The sequence below is a fragment of the Pseudomonas sp. B5(2017) genome (assembly GCF_002112825.1).
Lineage (GTDB): Bacteria > Pseudomonadota > Gammaproteobacteria > Pseudomonadales > Pseudomonadaceae > Aquipseudomonas > Aquipseudomonas putida_Z.
The window spans coordinates 96,370-110,658 of sequence record NZ_NEIR01000017.1 but is presented as its reverse complement, the minus strand read 5'-3'; the positions used below and the strand labels follow the sequence as shown (position 1 = coordinate 110,658).

At 64.6% G+C, this 14,289-nt stretch carries 13 protein-coding genes; 9 read left to right on the top strand and 4 right to left on the bottom strand.

Annotated elements, in window-relative coordinates; all coding sequences use genetic code 11:
* The first annotated feature begins 2 nt into the window (after nt 1-2).
* Both CAG00_RS23590 and CAG00_RS23585 read left to right on the top strand, forming a co-directional pair.
* Nucleotides 3-488: an LEA type 2 family protein gene (locus CAG00_RS23590; protein ID WP_013973937.1), complete on the top strand. Its 486-nt coding sequence runs from the start codon at nt 3-5 to the stop codon at nt 486-488.
* 7 nt (nt 489-495) lie between these two features.
* Entirely contained in the window at nt 496-693 is a 198-nt protein-coding gene (locus tag CAG00_RS23585) for an SEC-C metal-binding domain-containing protein (RefSeq protein ID WP_003258907.1), read from the top strand.
* A gap of 54 nt (nt 694-747) precedes the next feature.
* Here the strand turns inward: CAG00_RS23585 and CAG00_RS23580 are convergent, their stop codons facing one another.
* Nucleotides 748-1,944: an MFS transporter gene (locus CAG00_RS23580; RefSeq protein WP_085614193.1), complete on the bottom strand. Its 1,197-nt coding sequence runs from the start codon at nt 1,942-1,944 to the stop codon at nt 748-750.
* 155 nt (nt 1,945-2,099) lie between these two features.
* Between CAG00_RS23580 and CAG00_RS23575 the strand changes: the two genes are divergently transcribed.
* Nucleotides 2,100-3,440, top strand: a complete 1,341-nt coding sequence (locus CAG00_RS23575) for a PLP-dependent aminotransferase family protein (RefSeq protein WP_085614194.1) — start codon at nt 2,100-2,102, stop codon at nt 3,438-3,440.
* A gap of 103 nt (nt 3,441-3,543) precedes the next feature.
* Nucleotides 3,544-5,985, top strand: coding sequence for a penicillin acylase family protein (locus tag CAG00_RS23570; RefSeq protein ID WP_085665458.1), 2,442 nt, complete (start codon nt 3,544-3,546; stop codon nt 5,983-5,985).
* Between the two features lie 43 nt (nt 5,986-6,028).
* On the opposite strand, the gene CAG00_RS23565 is transcribed toward CAG00_RS23570, so the two are convergent.
* Both CAG00_RS23565 and CAG00_RS23560 read right to left on the bottom strand, forming a co-directional pair.
* The gene (locus CAG00_RS23565) at nt 6,029-6,454 is read right to left on the bottom strand and encodes a type II toxin-antitoxin system HicB family antitoxin (protein ID WP_038408384.1); all 426 of its coding nucleotides are present in this window, start codon (nt 6,452-6,454) and stop codon (nt 6,029-6,031) included.
* A 20-nt stretch (nt 6,455-6,474) separates the two neighbouring features.
* Nucleotides 6,475-6,657 (bottom strand): type II toxin-antitoxin system HicA family toxin, encoded by a 183-nt coding sequence (locus tag CAG00_RS23560; protein ID WP_025340378.1) that lies wholly within the window; start codon nt 6,655-6,657, stop codon nt 6,475-6,477.
* Between the two features lie 206 nt (nt 6,658-6,863).
* Between CAG00_RS23560 and CAG00_RS23555 the strand changes: the two genes are divergently transcribed.
* The 5 genes from CAG00_RS23555 (at nt 6,864) to pdeM (ending at nt 14,045) form a co-directional block, all read left to right on the top strand.
* Entirely contained in the window at nt 6,864-7,880 is a 1,017-nt protein-coding gene (locus CAG00_RS23555) for a ligase-associated DNA damage response exonuclease (RefSeq protein ID WP_025340379.1), read from the top strand.
* The gene (locus CAG00_RS23550) at nt 7,877-9,535 is read left to right on the top strand and encodes an ATP-dependent DNA ligase (RefSeq protein WP_085665457.1); all 1,659 of its coding nucleotides are present in this window, start codon (nt 7,877-7,879) and stop codon (nt 9,533-9,535) included. Before CAG00_RS23555 ends, CAG00_RS23550 begins: the two co-directional genes overlap by 4 nt.
* A gap of 223 nt (nt 9,536-9,758) precedes the next feature.
* On the top strand, nt 9,759-10,874 hold the full coding sequence (locus CAG00_RS23545) for a succinylglutamate desuccinylase/aspartoacylase family protein (protein WP_085665456.1): 1,116 nt from the start codon (nt 9,759-9,761) through the stop codon (nt 10,872-10,874).
* 67 nt (nt 10,875-10,941) lie between these two features.
* The gene (locus tag CAG00_RS23540; protein WP_085665455.1) at nt 10,942-13,395 is read left to right on the top strand and encodes a ligase-associated DNA damage response DEXH box helicase; all 2,454 of its coding nucleotides are present in this window, start codon (nt 10,942-10,944) and stop codon (nt 13,393-13,395) included.
* A complete protein-coding gene (pdeM, locus tag CAG00_RS23535) occupies nt 13,392-14,045 on the top strand; it encodes a ligase-associated DNA damage response endonuclease PdeM (RefSeq protein WP_025340383.1) in 654 nt (217 codons plus the stop codon). Before CAG00_RS23540 ends, pdeM begins: the two co-directional genes overlap by 4 nt.
* Nucleotides 14,046-14,055: 10 nt before the next feature.
* Here pdeM and CAG00_RS23530 read toward each other — a convergent pair whose 3' ends face one another.
* The gene (locus tag CAG00_RS23530; protein ID WP_046614742.1) at nt 14,056-14,283 is read right to left on the bottom strand and encodes a hypothetical protein; all 228 of its coding nucleotides are present in this window, start codon (nt 14,281-14,283) and stop codon (nt 14,056-14,058) included.
* Nucleotides 14,284-14,289: the final 6 nt, after the last annotated feature.

Sequence of the window (14,289 nt, the reverse complement as noted above, 5' to 3'; positions counted from 1 at the left end):
ACATGATCGCTCGCACCCGCCCGCTGCTGCTCGCCACCTTGATGGCATGGCTGGCACTGCTGGCGGGCTGCGCCAGCTGGGGCAGTGACGACTGGCGCGAACCCGAGGTGCACCTGGTCGAGGTGGAGACGGTCAAGGCCAGGTTGCTGGAGCAGGAGTTCGTGCTGCATCTGCGAATCGACAACCCCAATGACAGCCGCCTGTTCATCCGCAACCTGTCGTATGCCATACGCCTCAACGACCTGTTGCTGGTGCAGGATGAAACCAGCGTGTGGCGTAGTGTCGGCGGGCATGCCCAGCGTACTTTCAAGATCACCGCGCGGACCAACCTGTGGCAGCACCTGAAACCACTGGCCAAGCTGCTGAAAAGCGAACAACCGCTGCACTACAGCCTGCAGGGCGAGCTGGCGACCGGGTTGCTCATCCATCGGGACCTGCACTTGTCGCGCAGTGGTGAGATAATCCCCGGTGATTACAAACCGGAGTAACCCTGCAATGTCCCAGCAACCCCACGTTCATGGCCCTGACTGCAACCACGATCATGATCACCACCACGATCATGGCCATGTACACGGCCCGCACTGCAACCACGGCCACCAGGAGCCGGTACGCAACGCCCTGAAGGACGTTGGCCGTAACGACCCGTGCCCGTGCGGTAGCCAGAAAAAGTTCAAGAAGTGCCACGGCGCCTGACCTGAACAGCACTTGCGCGTCCCTGCCGCGGGCCGCGCAGTGGGTAGCCGGGGCCTAGCTGGCCCTGGCAGGCCCTGAAACCTTGCGCTGCAGCACCCCTGCGGTGGCCATGAGCAGCACGATGCACAGGGCCATGCAGATGGCATTGGTGCCATCCCAACCGACCGTGCCCAGCAACAGCGACGGGCTGAATGCGCCAATGGTCGCGAACACCGCAATGGCCAGATCGTTCTTCCCCTGCATCTGCATCGCTGCCGGGCTGTTTTGCAGCGTCTGCGCCAACAGCGCCCCACCGCCCACGTAGGTCAGGTTCCAACCCAGGCCCAGGGCTATCAGTGACAAGGTCATCATCGCGTAGCTGTGCGACCACATGTTCATGGCCGTGCAACCGATCAGCAGGCCCAGGCCGAGACAGATGGTGGCCCTGATGCCGAGTTTGTGGATGATGGCGCCGGTGAAGAACGACGGCGCAAACATGGCAATCACATGCCATTGAATCGCCAGGCGAACGTCGGAAAAGTCCTCATGCATGTGTTTCATGTGCATGGACGCCTGGATCATCAGCAAATTCATGATCCCATAGCCCAGCGCGGCCACTGCCATGGCCACGGCAACCACCGGGCTCAGCGGCTCGGCGGTCGTGCCAGCCGGTTTCGCTGCACGGTCGTTACTGGCGGTGCCGGTATCGCCGGGCAGGCAGGCCGCTGTCAGCAACGACATCACCGCCAGGCCGACAAAAGCGGCGTAGCACAGCGAAAACAGCGGATACCCACCAACGTCCCTCAGCCACTCGGTGAGCGCCGGCCCGACCACGGCAGCGATCACCCCACCGGCCACCACCAGGGAAAGCGCCTTGGGCTTCAGGTTCTGAGCCAGATTGTCGGTGGCCGCGAAGCGATTGAAGTTGGCAAACGCAATGTAGATGCCCAACGCCGAATGGCTGATCACCAGCGTCGGGAAGTGCTGGTACTGCACAGCCAGGTAACCACTGATGCCAGACACCGCCAAAGGGATCGAGCCCAGCATGAAGGCGCGCTTGCGCCCAATACGGCTCATCAGCCTGGAGACCGGATAGGTGGCCAGCATCAGGCAGAGGAACTGGAAACCATAGGGCACGGTGGACCACGTGGCGGCAGGCGCCAGCGCCGCCCCGACAATGGCCGCCATGGTCACGGACATGACCGCAGTCGTCAGGTTGATCGATTGCGCAGTGAAATACAGGTACGTGCGCCGCGGAAGTGTGCTCGACATAGCGTGTGCTCACGGTTGGTGGACGGGTCGATTTCGGTATTGGGAAAGATGCCGACAGGTGCATGGTCGCATCTGCCACGCCCTGAAATTCGAACAGTCGACGCGCTTTCCGGTTAACTGTTAGGCTGCTTTTTCTAACAGCTGCTGGACCCGCCATGCGCCCGCACAGCCTTCATGACCAGTTGAAACAGCGCCTCGAAGCCGGCGAATGGCTGCCCGGCCAGCGCATGCCGTCCATCCGCAAGCTGACGGCGGCGGCTGGCTGCAGCTACCACGATGTCGTCTCCAGCTATGCCCGGCTGGTCAGCGAAGGTGTGTTGACCGCCATTCCCGGCCGCGGCTACTTCGTCGCCAGCCACACACGGCAAACCAGTGCGGTGGATGCGCCCGCAGGCATGGCCGGCGACCCGCTGTTCAAGCTGCTGCAGGGGGGCCAGCACTACATCAAACTGGGCAGCGGCTGGCTGCCACCCGCCTGGCGTGACACCGAGCTGCTGGCCAAGGCGATTCGGCGCACGGCGCGGCTGGAGCAGAGTTCGCTGGCGGAATATGGCGACATCCAGGGCTACCTGCCCATGCGCAAACAGCTGTGCGTGCACCTGAAACGCCTGACCCGTGTCGATGCCCGGCCAAGCCAGTTGCTGACTACGCTGGGCGCCACACAAGCGCTGGACCTGGTGGCGCGGTTGTTGATCAAGCCAGGCGATCACGTGTTCGTCGACGAGCCCGGCAACGGCAACCTGATCAAACTGATCCAGTTGGCCGGCGGCCACGTGGTCGGGGTGCGCCGAACCCAGGACGGACCAAGCGTGGAAGACATGCAGGAGCACCTGGCCAGGCACAAGGTCAAGGCGTTCTTCTGCAACAGCACCTTCCACAACCCGACCGGCGGCAACATCAGTCCGCACAATGCCTTCAGCGTCCTGCGCCTGGCGGTGGAACACGACTTCTTCGTGGTCGAGGACGATGTCTACGGCGACTTCAGCCCGGGTGTGCGCCAGACCTTTGCCGAACTGGACAACCTTGAGCGGGTCATCTACATCGGCAGCTTCTCGAAATGCCTGTCCGCTTCATTGCGCGTGGGCTACATCGCCTGCTCGGCAGAGCTGATAGAGCCGCTGACGCGCCTGAAGCTGCTGACCTGCGTGGCGGTGCCGGCGTTTTGCGAACGCTTCGTCAACACCATCTTGTCCGACGGCACCTATGCCCGGCACATGCAAGACCTGCAGCAGCGCCTGATCCGGCAGCAGGCGCAGACCCAGCAGTTGTTGCGGGCGCGTGGCTGGCAGTTCGACATAACGCCCCAAGGCGGCATGTTCCTGTGGGTCTACCACCCCGAACTGGCCGACCTGCAGCCTTTCATGCGTCGCCTGGAACAGCACAAGGTGCTATTGATGCCAGGCTCGGCCTTCGCCGTCAGCCGTGACTATCAACGCCTTGCTCGCATCAATTGCACGCACTTTTCCGACGCCGTGGCCGAACATTTCAAGGTTTGAGTCGACACTGGCAAATAAAGCGCCCAGGGACCTTGCACGGCGCCTGCGCGCTCACTACCTTAGCGCCTTTCGAAACCCGCCACGCCTTGCAGGAGCCCTTGTCATGGCCGCCTCCGCCTTTCCTCCATTCCGCCCGCGGTTCGCAACCGCTGCCACGCTGCTCGGCATGCTCGGGCTGGCCGGCTGCCAGACGGGCGGCTACCAGGGCAGCGTGCCACCGACCAGCGGCGTGCAGCCGCTCAAGGGCCTGGCGCAGAACGTCTCGGTACGGCGCAACGCAATGGGCGCACCACTGATCGAAAGCAGCAGCTTCCATGACGCCCTGTTCAGCCTGGGCTATGTGCATGCCGGCGACCGCATCGAGCAGATGGTCGCCATGCGCCTGCTGGCCCAGGGCCGCCTGGCAGAACTGGCCGGCAGCGACGCGCTGGACATCGACCGCCTGATGCGCGCGGCCAACCTCAAGCAGAGCGCCGCCCAGCAGTACGCCGACGCCTCGCCAAGGCTCAAGCGCTTCTTCGAAGTGTATGCACGAGGGGTCAACGCTTACCTGTTCCGCTACCGCGACAAGCTGCCCGCCGGCCTGGCCAGCAGTGGCTACCGCCCCGAATACTGGAAGCCCGAAGACTCGGCACTGATCTTCAGCCTGTATGCATTCAGCCAGTCGGTGAACCTGCAGGAAGAACTGAGCGCCCTGACCCTGGCGCAGAAAGCCGGCAGCGACAAGCTGGCCTGGCTGCTGCCCGGTGCCCCGGACGAGCCGTTGGCCGAAGCCGAAGTGGACAAGCTCAAGGGCCTGAACCTGGCCAGCCAGTTGCCGGGGCTGCCGGCCCTGGCAGCTGCCAGCCAGAAACTGGCCGACCTCGACCTTCTGGGTAGCCCGGGCTCGGCCAACCTGGCCCTGGCGCCGCAGCGCAGCCGCAGCGGCAAGAGCCTGCTGGCCAGCGACAGCCGAGCCGCCTGGGCCCTGAGCCCGGTACAGATCCACACCGGCAAGTACCAGGTCGCCGGCCTGTCGTTGCCCGGCCTGCCGATCGTGCTGGCCGGCTACAACGGCAAGCTGGCCTGGAGCAGCAGCGCGGTCATGGCCGACAACCAGGACCTGTACCTGGAGCAACTGCGCCACCAGGGCAGCCAGCTGAGCTACCTGGCCGACGGCAAATGGCTGCCGGCCCGCGCCCGTAGCGAAACCTTCTTCGTCCGTGGCCAGCGCCCGCTGCGCGAGGTGATGTACGACACCCGCCACGGCACCCTGCTGGCCCAGCCAGGCAATGCCAGCCTGGGCCTGGCGCTGAACCTGCCACAGTTCAAGAGCGACCGCAGCCTGGATGCGCTGTTCGACCTGACCCGTGCCAAGAGCGTGGAGCGTGCCTTCGACAGCACCCGTGAAGTGACCGCCGCCGCCCTCAACTTCGTCTTCGCCGAACCCGAGCACATCGGCTGGCAAGTCAGTGGCCGCTACCCCAACCGCCGCGAAGGCCAGGGCCTGCTGCCCTCGCCGGGCTGGGACGGGCGCTACGACTGGGACGGCTATGCCGACCCGATGCTGCACCCTTACGACCAGGACCCGCCCGCCGGCTGGATCGGCCACGCCAACCAGCGCAGCCTGCCGCGTGGCTATGGCATGCAGCTGTCCAGCACCTGGTACTACCCCGAGCGCGCCGAGCGCCTGGCCCAGCTGGCCGGCAATGGCCGCCACGACAGCCGCAGCCTGATGGCCCTGCAGAACGACCAGACCACACTGCTGGCCGACAAGCTCAAGCAGATGTTCGACGCCCCGGGCATGGCCCAGCCGCTCAAGCAGGCGATCGACGCCCTGCCCGCCGCACAGCGCGACAAGGCCAGCGACGCGCTGGCCCGGATCAAGGCCTTCGATGGCCGCCTGAGCCCGGTATCGGCCGATGCCGCACTGTACGAACTGTTCCTCCAGGAAGTGGCCCGGCAAACCTTCCTCGACGACCTGGGCCCGGAATCCGGCCCGGCCTGGCAGGCTTTCGTCAGCAATGCGAGGTTGTCGTTCTCGGCGCAGGCCGACCACCTGCTGGGCCGCGACGACAGCCCGTTCTGGGATGACCGCAGCACGCCGCAGACAGAAGACAAGCCGGCCATTCTCGCCCGCAGCCTGGCTGGCGCGGTGGATGCCGGCACCGCGCAACTGGGCGCCGACCGCCGCGCCTGGCAGTGGGGCAAGCTGCACCAGTACCGCTGGCCTGCACCGGCCTACCATGGCCTGGGCGACGCCCTTGGCCGCTCGCCGCTGGCTGCCGGTGGCGACTTCACCACCCTGGCCCTGACGCCATACGCCTGGGGTAGCGGCTTCGACACCCGCCTGCCGGCCTCGGCGCGGATGATCGTCGACTTCGGCCAGGCCGAGCCGTTGCAGGTGCTGACCAGCAGCGGGCAGTCCGGCAACCCGGCCAGCACGCATTACAGCGACGGGCTGGATGCCTGGTTCAAAGGGCGCTTCATGAGCCTGCCACTGCAGCAGCAGAACTTCGGGCGGGCGTATGGCAACCAGCGTTTGACGTTGGTGCCCGGCAAGTAAACCTCTCAATCAAGCCGCCACCTGTGGCGGCTTGGGCTATGCACTAAACAGCTACGACTGAAAGCTCGATCCGCTGTCCCAACACGTGCAGCGCATGCTCGACCTGCTCGATCTTGGAACGGTGCAGCAGATCGACCAGACGATCGACCTGGGGACGATTCACTCCAAGTCGGCGCGCCATCTCGGTCTTGCTGATTTTTTGTGCAACCATCGTATTCCACAACGCTGCCTTCGCGGCGGTCAGGGCTGGCAGACGTACGACGGGTTGACCTTCGGTTGGTGTTGCAGGCAGCGGAATAGCTATTTTTTGATCCACATAGAACGAAAGTGCGGACTCCAAGGCATCCACGGCATCGAACAGAGCTTCCTCCGAAGTGTCACCTGCGCAGGCCATCTCAGGTACATCGGGACAACTCACCCAGACACTGCCGTCTTCCAGATGAACGACTACCGGATATTCGAATACCATCACGTGCTCCCCTAAACCGTTCATGATTTCAACCCTAGGTCCTTCAGGATCTTCCGTCTCAGGCCTTCGCTTATTTCCTTCGCCCCGTGATCTGGGAAAATCGTCTGGCGATTACCTAGATAGACCTTGAAATGACTACCCTTGGCAGCGACAAACGTAGCGCCTTGGCCGCGCAGCCATCGGCGAAATTCACTGTATTTCATATCAGCCTTTGTCGAACCAATGTGCATCACGCGCCGACAGACCGCAACATTTTTGTTGCACCCCTTCGACCTGAGGACACAGTTAACCGCAAAAGGCGGTTCGGCATTTCTGAATGGCAAGTAGTCCATTTCGCTTGTTAAAGCGTTCGAACTCTCATGACATTCCCGCGCTCCTAACAAGAACGTCGGCCACCAGCGCCCATAACATGGACCTCGTCATCGCCCGCCCCGAAGGCCTGTACTGTCCGCCCGGTGATTTCTACATCGACCCCTGGCGGCCAGTGGAGCGTGCCGTCATCACCCACGGCCACGGCGACCATGCCCGCGTCGGCAACCGCCATTACCTCACCGCCGCCCCAGGCGCCGGCATCCTGCGCAGCCGTCTGGGCCAGGACATCAACCTGCAAACCCTGCCGTACGGCGAACGCCTGCTGCACCATGGCGTAACCCTGAGCCTGCACCCGGCCGGGCATGTACTGGGCTCGGCGCAAGTGCGCCTGGAGTACCAGGGCGAGGTCTGGGTCGCCTCCGGCGACTACAAAGTGGAACCCGACGGCACCTGCACGCCGTTCGAACCGGTGCGCTGCCACACGTTCATCACCGAATCGACCTTCGGCCTGCCCATCTACCGTTGGCCCAGCCAGGGCGAGATCTTCACCGGCATCAATAACTGGTGGCGCGCCAATAGCGAACAGGGCAAAGCCAGCGTGCTGTTCTGCTATGCCTTCGGCAAGGCCCAGCGAATCCTCCACGGGCTGGACGCCAACATTGGTCCTGTCCTCGTGCATGGCGCTGTCGAACCACTCAACCGGGTGTACCGGGACGCTGGCGTCTACCTTCCGCAAACCCGCTATGTGGGCGATATCCCACGCAACGACCCGCTGCTGCGCCAGGCACTGGTCCTGGCACCGCCTTCGGCGGGTGGCAGCAGCTGGATGCGCCGTTTCGGCGACTACAGCGATGCCTTTGCCAGTGGCTGGATGCTGTTGCGCGGCACCCGCCGCCGGCGCGGGGTAGACCGAGGTTTCGTGCTCTCGGACCATGCCGATTGGCCGGGGTTGCTCTGGGCCATCGGCCAGACTGGCGCAGAACGCGTGATGGTCACCCATGGCTCAGTCAATGTGCTGGTGCGCTACCTCATCGAACAAGGCCTCGATGCCCGCGCCTTCGTGACCGAGTACGGCGAGGAAGATGACGTGGTAGCCGCGGAGCCAGACGCATGAAGGCATTCGCCGAGCTGTACCTGAGGCTGGATGCGACCACATCCAGCACTGCAAAGCTCACGGCGCTACGCGACTATTTCAGCACCGCCCCGGCTGTGGATGCCGCCTGGGCGGTGTACTTCCTGGCAGGTGGCCGCCCCCGCCAACTGGTGCCTACACGCGTGCTGCGGGAGCTGGCCGGCAGATTGGCGGGGCTGCCTGACTGGCTGTTCGAGGAATGCTACCAGGCCGTTGGCGACCTGGCCGAAACCATTTCCCTGCTGGTACCGGAAAGCCACCACCCTGGCGACGAGGGCCTCGCCCGCTGGGTCGAAGCCCATCTGTTGCCATTGCGTGGCCTGCCGGTCGAGGAGATCCAGCAACGCCTGCCGCCTCTTTGGGCCCAGTTGGACCGCCCCAGCCTGATGCTTTGCCTGAAACTCATCACTGGCAGCTTTCGCGTGGGGGTATCGAAGCTGTTGGTCACTCGCGCCCTCGCGCAACTGGCCGGGCTGGATGCCAAACGCGTGGCCCAGCGCATGGTTGGCTACACCGACATCAGCCACCGCCCGACGGCAGCCAGCTATCAACGGCTGATAGCCCCGGAATCAGACGATGAACATAGCCAGCGTGGCGGCCAGCCCTACCCGTTTTTTCTGGCCCACCCCCTGCAGGTACCAATCGAACAGCTCGATGCACTGCTCGGGCCGCCGAGCGAATGGCAGATCGAATGGAAATGGGACGGCATTCGCGCCCAGGTGGTCAAGCGCGAAGGCCAGCTGTGGGTCTGGTCGCGCGGTGAGGAACTGGTCACCGAACGCTTCCCCGAATTGCACAGCCTGGCGCAGACGCTACCCGACGGTGTCGTGCTCGATGGCGAGATCCTGGTGTGGAAACCCGGCGGCTCAGCGGCTGAACTGGCTGTACAGCCCTTTGCCATGTTGCAGCAGCGCCTGGGTCGCAAGACCTTGGGCAAGAAGCTGCTGAGCGACGCGCCGGTCGTGCTGCAGGCCTACGACCTGCTGGAATGGCAAGGCGAGGACTGGCGCAGCCGGCCGCAGCATGCACGCCGCCAACAGCTGGAACACGTGCTTGAGCAGCACCCATTGGCCCCGGTGTTGCTCTCGCCTCTACTCGAAGGCCGGGACTGGGCCGACCTTGCCTGCCAGCGCGAACAGTCCCGCAGCCTGGGGGTGGAAGGGCTGATGCTGAAACAGCGCGAGGCCTTGTATGGCGTGGGGCGCACCAAGGACATGGGCACCTGGTGGAAGTGGAAGATCGACCCGTTCAGCGTCGATGCCGTGCTGATCTATGCCCAGCGCGGCCACGGCCGGCGGGCCAGCTTGTACAGCGACTACACCTTCGCCGTGTGGGACGCGCCAGCCGGTACGCCGGGGCGGGCACTGGTCCCCTTTGCCAAGGCCTATTCAGGGCTCAGTGACGAAGAGATGCGCAAGGTCGACGCCATCATCCGCAAGACCACGGTTGAAACCTTCGGGCCGGTACGCAGCGTGACGCCGACGCTGGTGTTCGAGCTTGGCTTCGAGGGCATCGCGCTGTCGAGGAGGCACAAGAGCGGCATTGCCGTGCGCTTTCCGCGGATGCTGCGCTGGCGGCTGGACAAGCCAGTGGAAGAAGCGGATGACCTGGCTACATTGCAGGCGCTGCTGGCCTGAAACAATTTCTGGACCGTGCTGGCTTCTTCGCGGTTAAACCCGCTCCCACAGGTCATGCACAAAAGCTGAGTTTTGTGCGATCCCTGTGGGAGCGGGTTTACCCGCGAAGAGGCCAGGGCGGTGGCCAGGAGGGCACCGATGCAGGCGCAAGGCCAAAAACTGTGCTTCTATCTGTGTGCCGCCCCGTGTCGCAGACCGTTTTCGCCACGCACCCAGGACCACCATGCACCATTCAACTCACGACCTGCTCTCGCCCGTTCCGGGCATTACCCGCCAGTTGCACAGCTTCCACTTCGGACCTCGCGGTGGCGGCAAAGTCTATATCCAGGCCTCGCTGCATGCCGACGAGCTGCCCGGCATGCTGGTGGCCTGGCACCTCAAGCGCCGCCTGGGTGAACTGGAACAGCAAGGCCGCCTGCAGCGCGAGATCATCCTGGTGCCGGTGGCCAACCCGGTCGGCCTGGAACAAGTGCTGCTGGACGCGCCGCTGGGGCGTTTCGAACTGCAAAGTGGCGAGAACTTCAACCGTAACTTCGTCGACCTTTCCGACGGCATCGGCGACCAGATCGAAGAACACCTGACCGACGACCCGGCACACAACCTCGCACTGATCCGCGAATACCTGCGCCGGGGGCTGGACGCACACCCGGCGCGCACACCGCTGCAGGCCCAACGCCTGATACTGCAGCGCCTGGCCTGCGATGCCGACATGGTGCTGGACCTGCACTGCGACTTCGAGGCGGTCGAGCACCTGTACACCACGCCAGACGCCTGGCCGCAGATCGAACCGCTGGCCCGCTACCTGGGTGCCCAGGCAAGCCTGCTGGCCACCGATTCGGGCGGGCAGTCGTTCGATGAATGCTTCAGCCTGGTGTGGTGGCAGTTGCAGCAACGCTTCGGCAAACGGTTCCCGATTCCGCTGGGCTGCTGCTCGGTCACCGTCGAGCTGCGCGGCCAGGCCGATGTCAGCCACGACCTGGCCAGCAAGGACTGCCAGGCGATTCTCGATTTCCTGACCCATGCGGGGGTCATCGAAGGCGCAAGCCCGGCCTTGCCCGACTTGCGCTGCCCGGCCACGCCGCTGGCCGCCGTCGAACCGGTGATAACGCCACTGGGCGGGCTGCTGGTGTACCACGCCCGGCCAGGCCAGCACCTGGAAGCGGGCCAGTTGATCGCTGAAGTCATCGACCCGCTCAGCGACCGGGTGACTGCCATCCACAACAGCCAGCCCGGCCTGCTGTATGCACGTAACGTACGGCGCATGGCTACCGCCGGCATGGTCATCGCCCACGTCGCAGGCGAGCAGGTGTTCCGCAGCGGCTACCTGCTGGCAAACTGATCCGGTAAAACCATTGCACCTGGCTGGTTGTCTGTAGAAACACAGCCACCGAAGGACCCTATGCCCCATGCCCGCCGCCACCGACCTCGCCAAGGCCTGGTTCGCCAAGCGTGGCTGGAAGCCTTTCGCTTTCCAGCGCCGTGTATGGGCAGCCGTGGACCGGGGCGAATCCGGCTTGCTGCATGCCAGTACCGGTGCCGGCAAGACCTACGCCGTATGGCTCGCCGCGCTGCGGGCCTTCAAGGCCGAAGCCCAGGGGCGTCATGCTGCACCCTTGCAGGTGGTGTGGGTTACCCCCATGCGTGCCTTGGCCGCCGACACCGCCCGCGCGCTGCAGTTGCCGCTGGACGACCTGGGCCTGCCCTGGAGCGTGGGCGTTCGCAGCGGCGACACCGGCAGCGCCGAACGTGCCCGGCAAGCACGGCGCCTGCCCAGCGTACTGGTCACTACCCCTGAAAGCCTTACGCTGCTGTTGACCCGGGCACAAGCCCGCGAAGACTTCGCCACGCTGCGCCTGGTAGTGGTGGACGAATGGCACGAACTGCTGGGCAACAAGCGCGGGGTACAACTGCAACTGGCGCTGGCCCACCTGCGCCACTGGCACCCGAGCCTGCCGACCTGGGGCCTGTCCGCCACCCTCGGCAATCTTCAACATGCGCTGGACGTATTGCTGCCACAAGGCGGCTTGCTGGTACAAGGCCGACAAGACAAGCCGCTGCAGGTCGATACCCTGCTGCCAACGGCCATCGAGCGCTTCCCCTGGGCCGGGCACATGGGCTTGAAGATGCTCGACCAGGTCAGCCGGGAGATCGATGCCAGCACCAGTTGCCTGGTATTCACCAACACGCGGGCACAGGCCGAACTCTGGTACCAGGCCCTGCTCGAAGCACGCCCCGACTGGGCCGGCCTGATTGCCTTGCACCATGCCTCGCTGGCCCGCGATACCCGTGACTGGGTCGAGCGCAGCCTCAAGCAAGGCAGCCTGAAGGCAGTGGTCTGCACCTCCAGCCTGGACCTGGGGGTGGACTTCCTGCCCGTGGAGCGAGTACTGCAGATCGGTTCCGCCAAGGGCATTGCCCGCCTCGTGCAACGGGCCGGGCGCTCCGGCCACGCGCCGGGGCGGCGCTCCCGGGTTACTCTGGTGCCCACCCACAGCCTGGAACTGGTGGAAGCAGCCGCCGCCAGGCAGGCCCTGGCAGCCGGGCACATCGAGGCCCGTCATTCGCCGCGCTTGTGCATGGACGTGCTGGTGCAACACCTGGTCAGCATGGCCCTGGGCAGTGGCTTTCACCCGGAGCAGTTACTGGCCGAAGTGCGCAGCACCTGGGCCTTTCGCGAGTTGCGCGACAGCCAGTGGCTATGGGCGCTGGACTTCGTCTGCCATGGCGGCAGTTCACTCAGCGCCTACCCGGACTACCAGCGCGTCGAGCGCCAGGCCGACGGTGCTTACCGGGTTGCCAGCGAACGCCTGGCACGTCGCCACCGCATGAGTATCGGTACTATCGTCAGCGACGCCAGCCTGCAGCTCAAGTACTGGAGCAAGGGCGGCGGAGGCAAGGCGCTGGGCAGCGTCGAAGAGGCGTTCATTGCCCGTTTGCGCCCTGGCGATACCTTGGTGTTCGCCGGGCGAGTGCTGGAACTGGTGCGCGTGGAAAACATGACCGCCTACGTACGCCGCAGCACCGCGCGCAAGGCAGCGGTCGCTCGCTGGAATGGTGGCCGCATGCCGCTTTCCAGCGAACTGGCCGACGCACTGGTCGAGCAGCTTGGCGCAGCATCCCAAGGGTGCTACCAAGGCCCGGAGATGCGTGCAGTGCGCCCTCTGCTGACCTTGCAGGCGCTATGGTCGGCGCTGCCCACCCCCGGCACGCTGCTGGCCGAGACTTTCAAGTCGCGCCAAGGTTGGCACCTGTTCCTGTACCCGTTCGCCGGACGCATGGCCAACCTTGGCCTGGCCAACCTGATTGCCTGGCGAGTGAGCCGCGTGCAGCCGCTTTCGGTTTCGATTGCCGTCAATGACTACGGGTTCGAACTGCTCAGCCCGGGCAACGTGGACTGGGCAACGCATCTGCCACAGGCGCTGGTTACCGAACACCTGCTGGAGGATGTGCTGGCCAGCCTCAATGCTGGAGAAATGGCATTGCGCCGTTTTCGCGAGATCGCGCAGATTGCCGGGCTGGTGTTTGGCGGGTATCCGGCGGCGCAGAAAAGCCTGAGGCAGATCCAGGCCTCCAGCGGTTTGTTCTATGAGGTATTTCGCAAGCACGACGCCGGCAACTTGCTGCTGGCTCAGGCACGGGACGAAGTGCTGAATGAGGAACTGGAGATCGAGCGGCTGCACCGTCAATTGCTGAAAATGGGGCAGTTACGGCTGGAGCTGCGCCAGCTTGAGCGGCCCGGGCCGTTGGCATTTGCCTTGCTGGTGGAAGGCATGCGCGAAACGTTGAGCACCGAGAAACTGGCGGACCGGATTGCCAGGATGGTCGCGGAACTGAACAGTGCGGCGGACGCTACGGAATGACCAACTTCCTATCCATCGAACACCATGGCCAGGTGCTCTGGCTGCTTTCGGACAAGGCCATCTACTGGCCAGCCCGCCGTGCCCTGCTGGTGGCCGACGTGCACATCGGCAAGGCAGCAAGCTATCGCGCCCTGCACCAACCGGTACCACGCGGCACCACCGAAGCGACACTCGAGCGCCTGGATGCATTGCTGGCCGCGCATGATTGCGAGCAACTGATCGTTCTTGGCGATTTCCTGCATGCCCGAACAGCGCGGGCGCCGGCAACGCTCACCAGGCTGCAGACATGGAGGGAACGGCACAAGGCCCTCAAAATCGTGCTGATACGCGGCAATCATGATCGCAACGCCGGTGATCCACCCGTGTCGCTCGAAATAGAAGTCATGAACGAACCCTGGCTGCTTGAACCCTTCGCGCTCCAGCACGAACCCGAACCGCACCCCAGCCACCCGGTACTGGCAGGCCATGTACATCCGGTATTTGTACTGCGTGGCAAGGCTCGGCAACGCCTGCGACTGCCCTGCTTCCTGATCGATGGCCAGGTCAGCCTGTTGCCGGCGTTCGGTGAATTCACCGGGGGTTGGGAAATCGCGCCCACGAGCGCCAGCCGGGTGTACCTGGCAGGGGCAGACCGTGTCTGGGCGCTCTAGCGGAGTTAACTCAGGCTACAGGCGCCGGAGGAGGCTCATCAGGCAAGGTTGGCTCGCCCGGTTCCATGGGTGGTGTTTCACCGGGCTCCGGCGGTTGCGGGGTATCCGGGTCAGGCTGGTGGGGCACGCCGCCCGCCTGCATGGGCAGCGGGTGTGCCAGCAGTGACCATGGCAGCAACCCGACGTGATTGGGCTGCAGAACTGCCAGCTTGGCACTGATTGCGGGGTGGAGTTTCATTGGCTG

What these genes read in the sequence shown, in the direction of transcription:
- CAG00_RS23545 (WP_085665456.1), top strand. Translation starts at nt 9,759, where the DNA reads ATGCACCATTCAACTCACGACCTGCTCTCGCCCGTTCCGGGCATTACC.
- CAG00_RS23590 (WP_013973937.1), top strand. Translation starts at nt 3, where the DNA reads ATGATCGCTCGCACCCGCCCGCTGCTGCTCGCCACCTTGATGGCATGG.
- CAG00_RS23575 (WP_085614194.1), top strand. Translation starts at nt 2,100, where the DNA reads ATGCGCCCGCACAGCCTTCATGACCAGTTGAAACAGCGCCTCGAAGCC.
- CAG00_RS23580 (WP_085614193.1), bottom strand. Translation starts at nt 1,944, where the DNA reads ATGTCGAGCACACTTCCGCGGCGCACGTACCTGTATTTCACTGCGCAA.
- CAG00_RS23560 (WP_025340378.1), bottom strand. Translation starts at nt 6,657, where the DNA reads ATGAAATACAGTGAATTTCGCCGATGGCTGCGCGGCCAAGGCGCTACG.
- CAG00_RS23570 (WP_085665458.1), top strand. Translation starts at nt 3,544, where the DNA reads ATGGCCGCCTCCGCCTTTCCTCCATTCCGCCCGCGGTTCGCAACCGCT.
- CAG00_RS23540 (WP_085665455.1), top strand. Translation starts at nt 10,942, where the DNA reads ATGCCCGCCGCCACCGACCTCGCCAAGGCCTGGTTCGCCAAGCGTGGC.
- CAG00_RS23530 (WP_046614742.1), bottom strand. Translation starts at nt 14,283, where the DNA reads ATGAAACTCCACCCCGCAATCAGTGCCAAGCTGGCAGTTCTGCAGCCC.
- CAG00_RS23550 (WP_085665457.1), top strand. Translation starts at nt 7,877, where the DNA reads ATGAAGGCATTCGCCGAGCTGTACCTGAGGCTGGATGCGACCACATCC.
- pdeM (WP_025340383.1), top strand. Translation starts at nt 13,392, where the DNA reads ATGACCAACTTCCTATCCATCGAACACCATGGCCAGGTGCTCTGGCTG.
- CAG00_RS23585 (WP_003258907.1), top strand. Translation starts at nt 496, where the DNA reads ATGTCCCAGCAACCCCACGTTCATGGCCCTGACTGCAACCACGATCAT.
- CAG00_RS23555 (WP_025340379.1), top strand. Translation starts at nt 6,864, where the DNA reads ATGGACCTCGTCATCGCCCGCCCCGAAGGCCTGTACTGTCCGCCCGGT.
- CAG00_RS23565 (WP_038408384.1), bottom strand. Translation starts at nt 6,454, where the DNA reads ATGGTATTCGAATATCCGGTAGTCGTTCATCTGGAAGACGGCAGTGTC.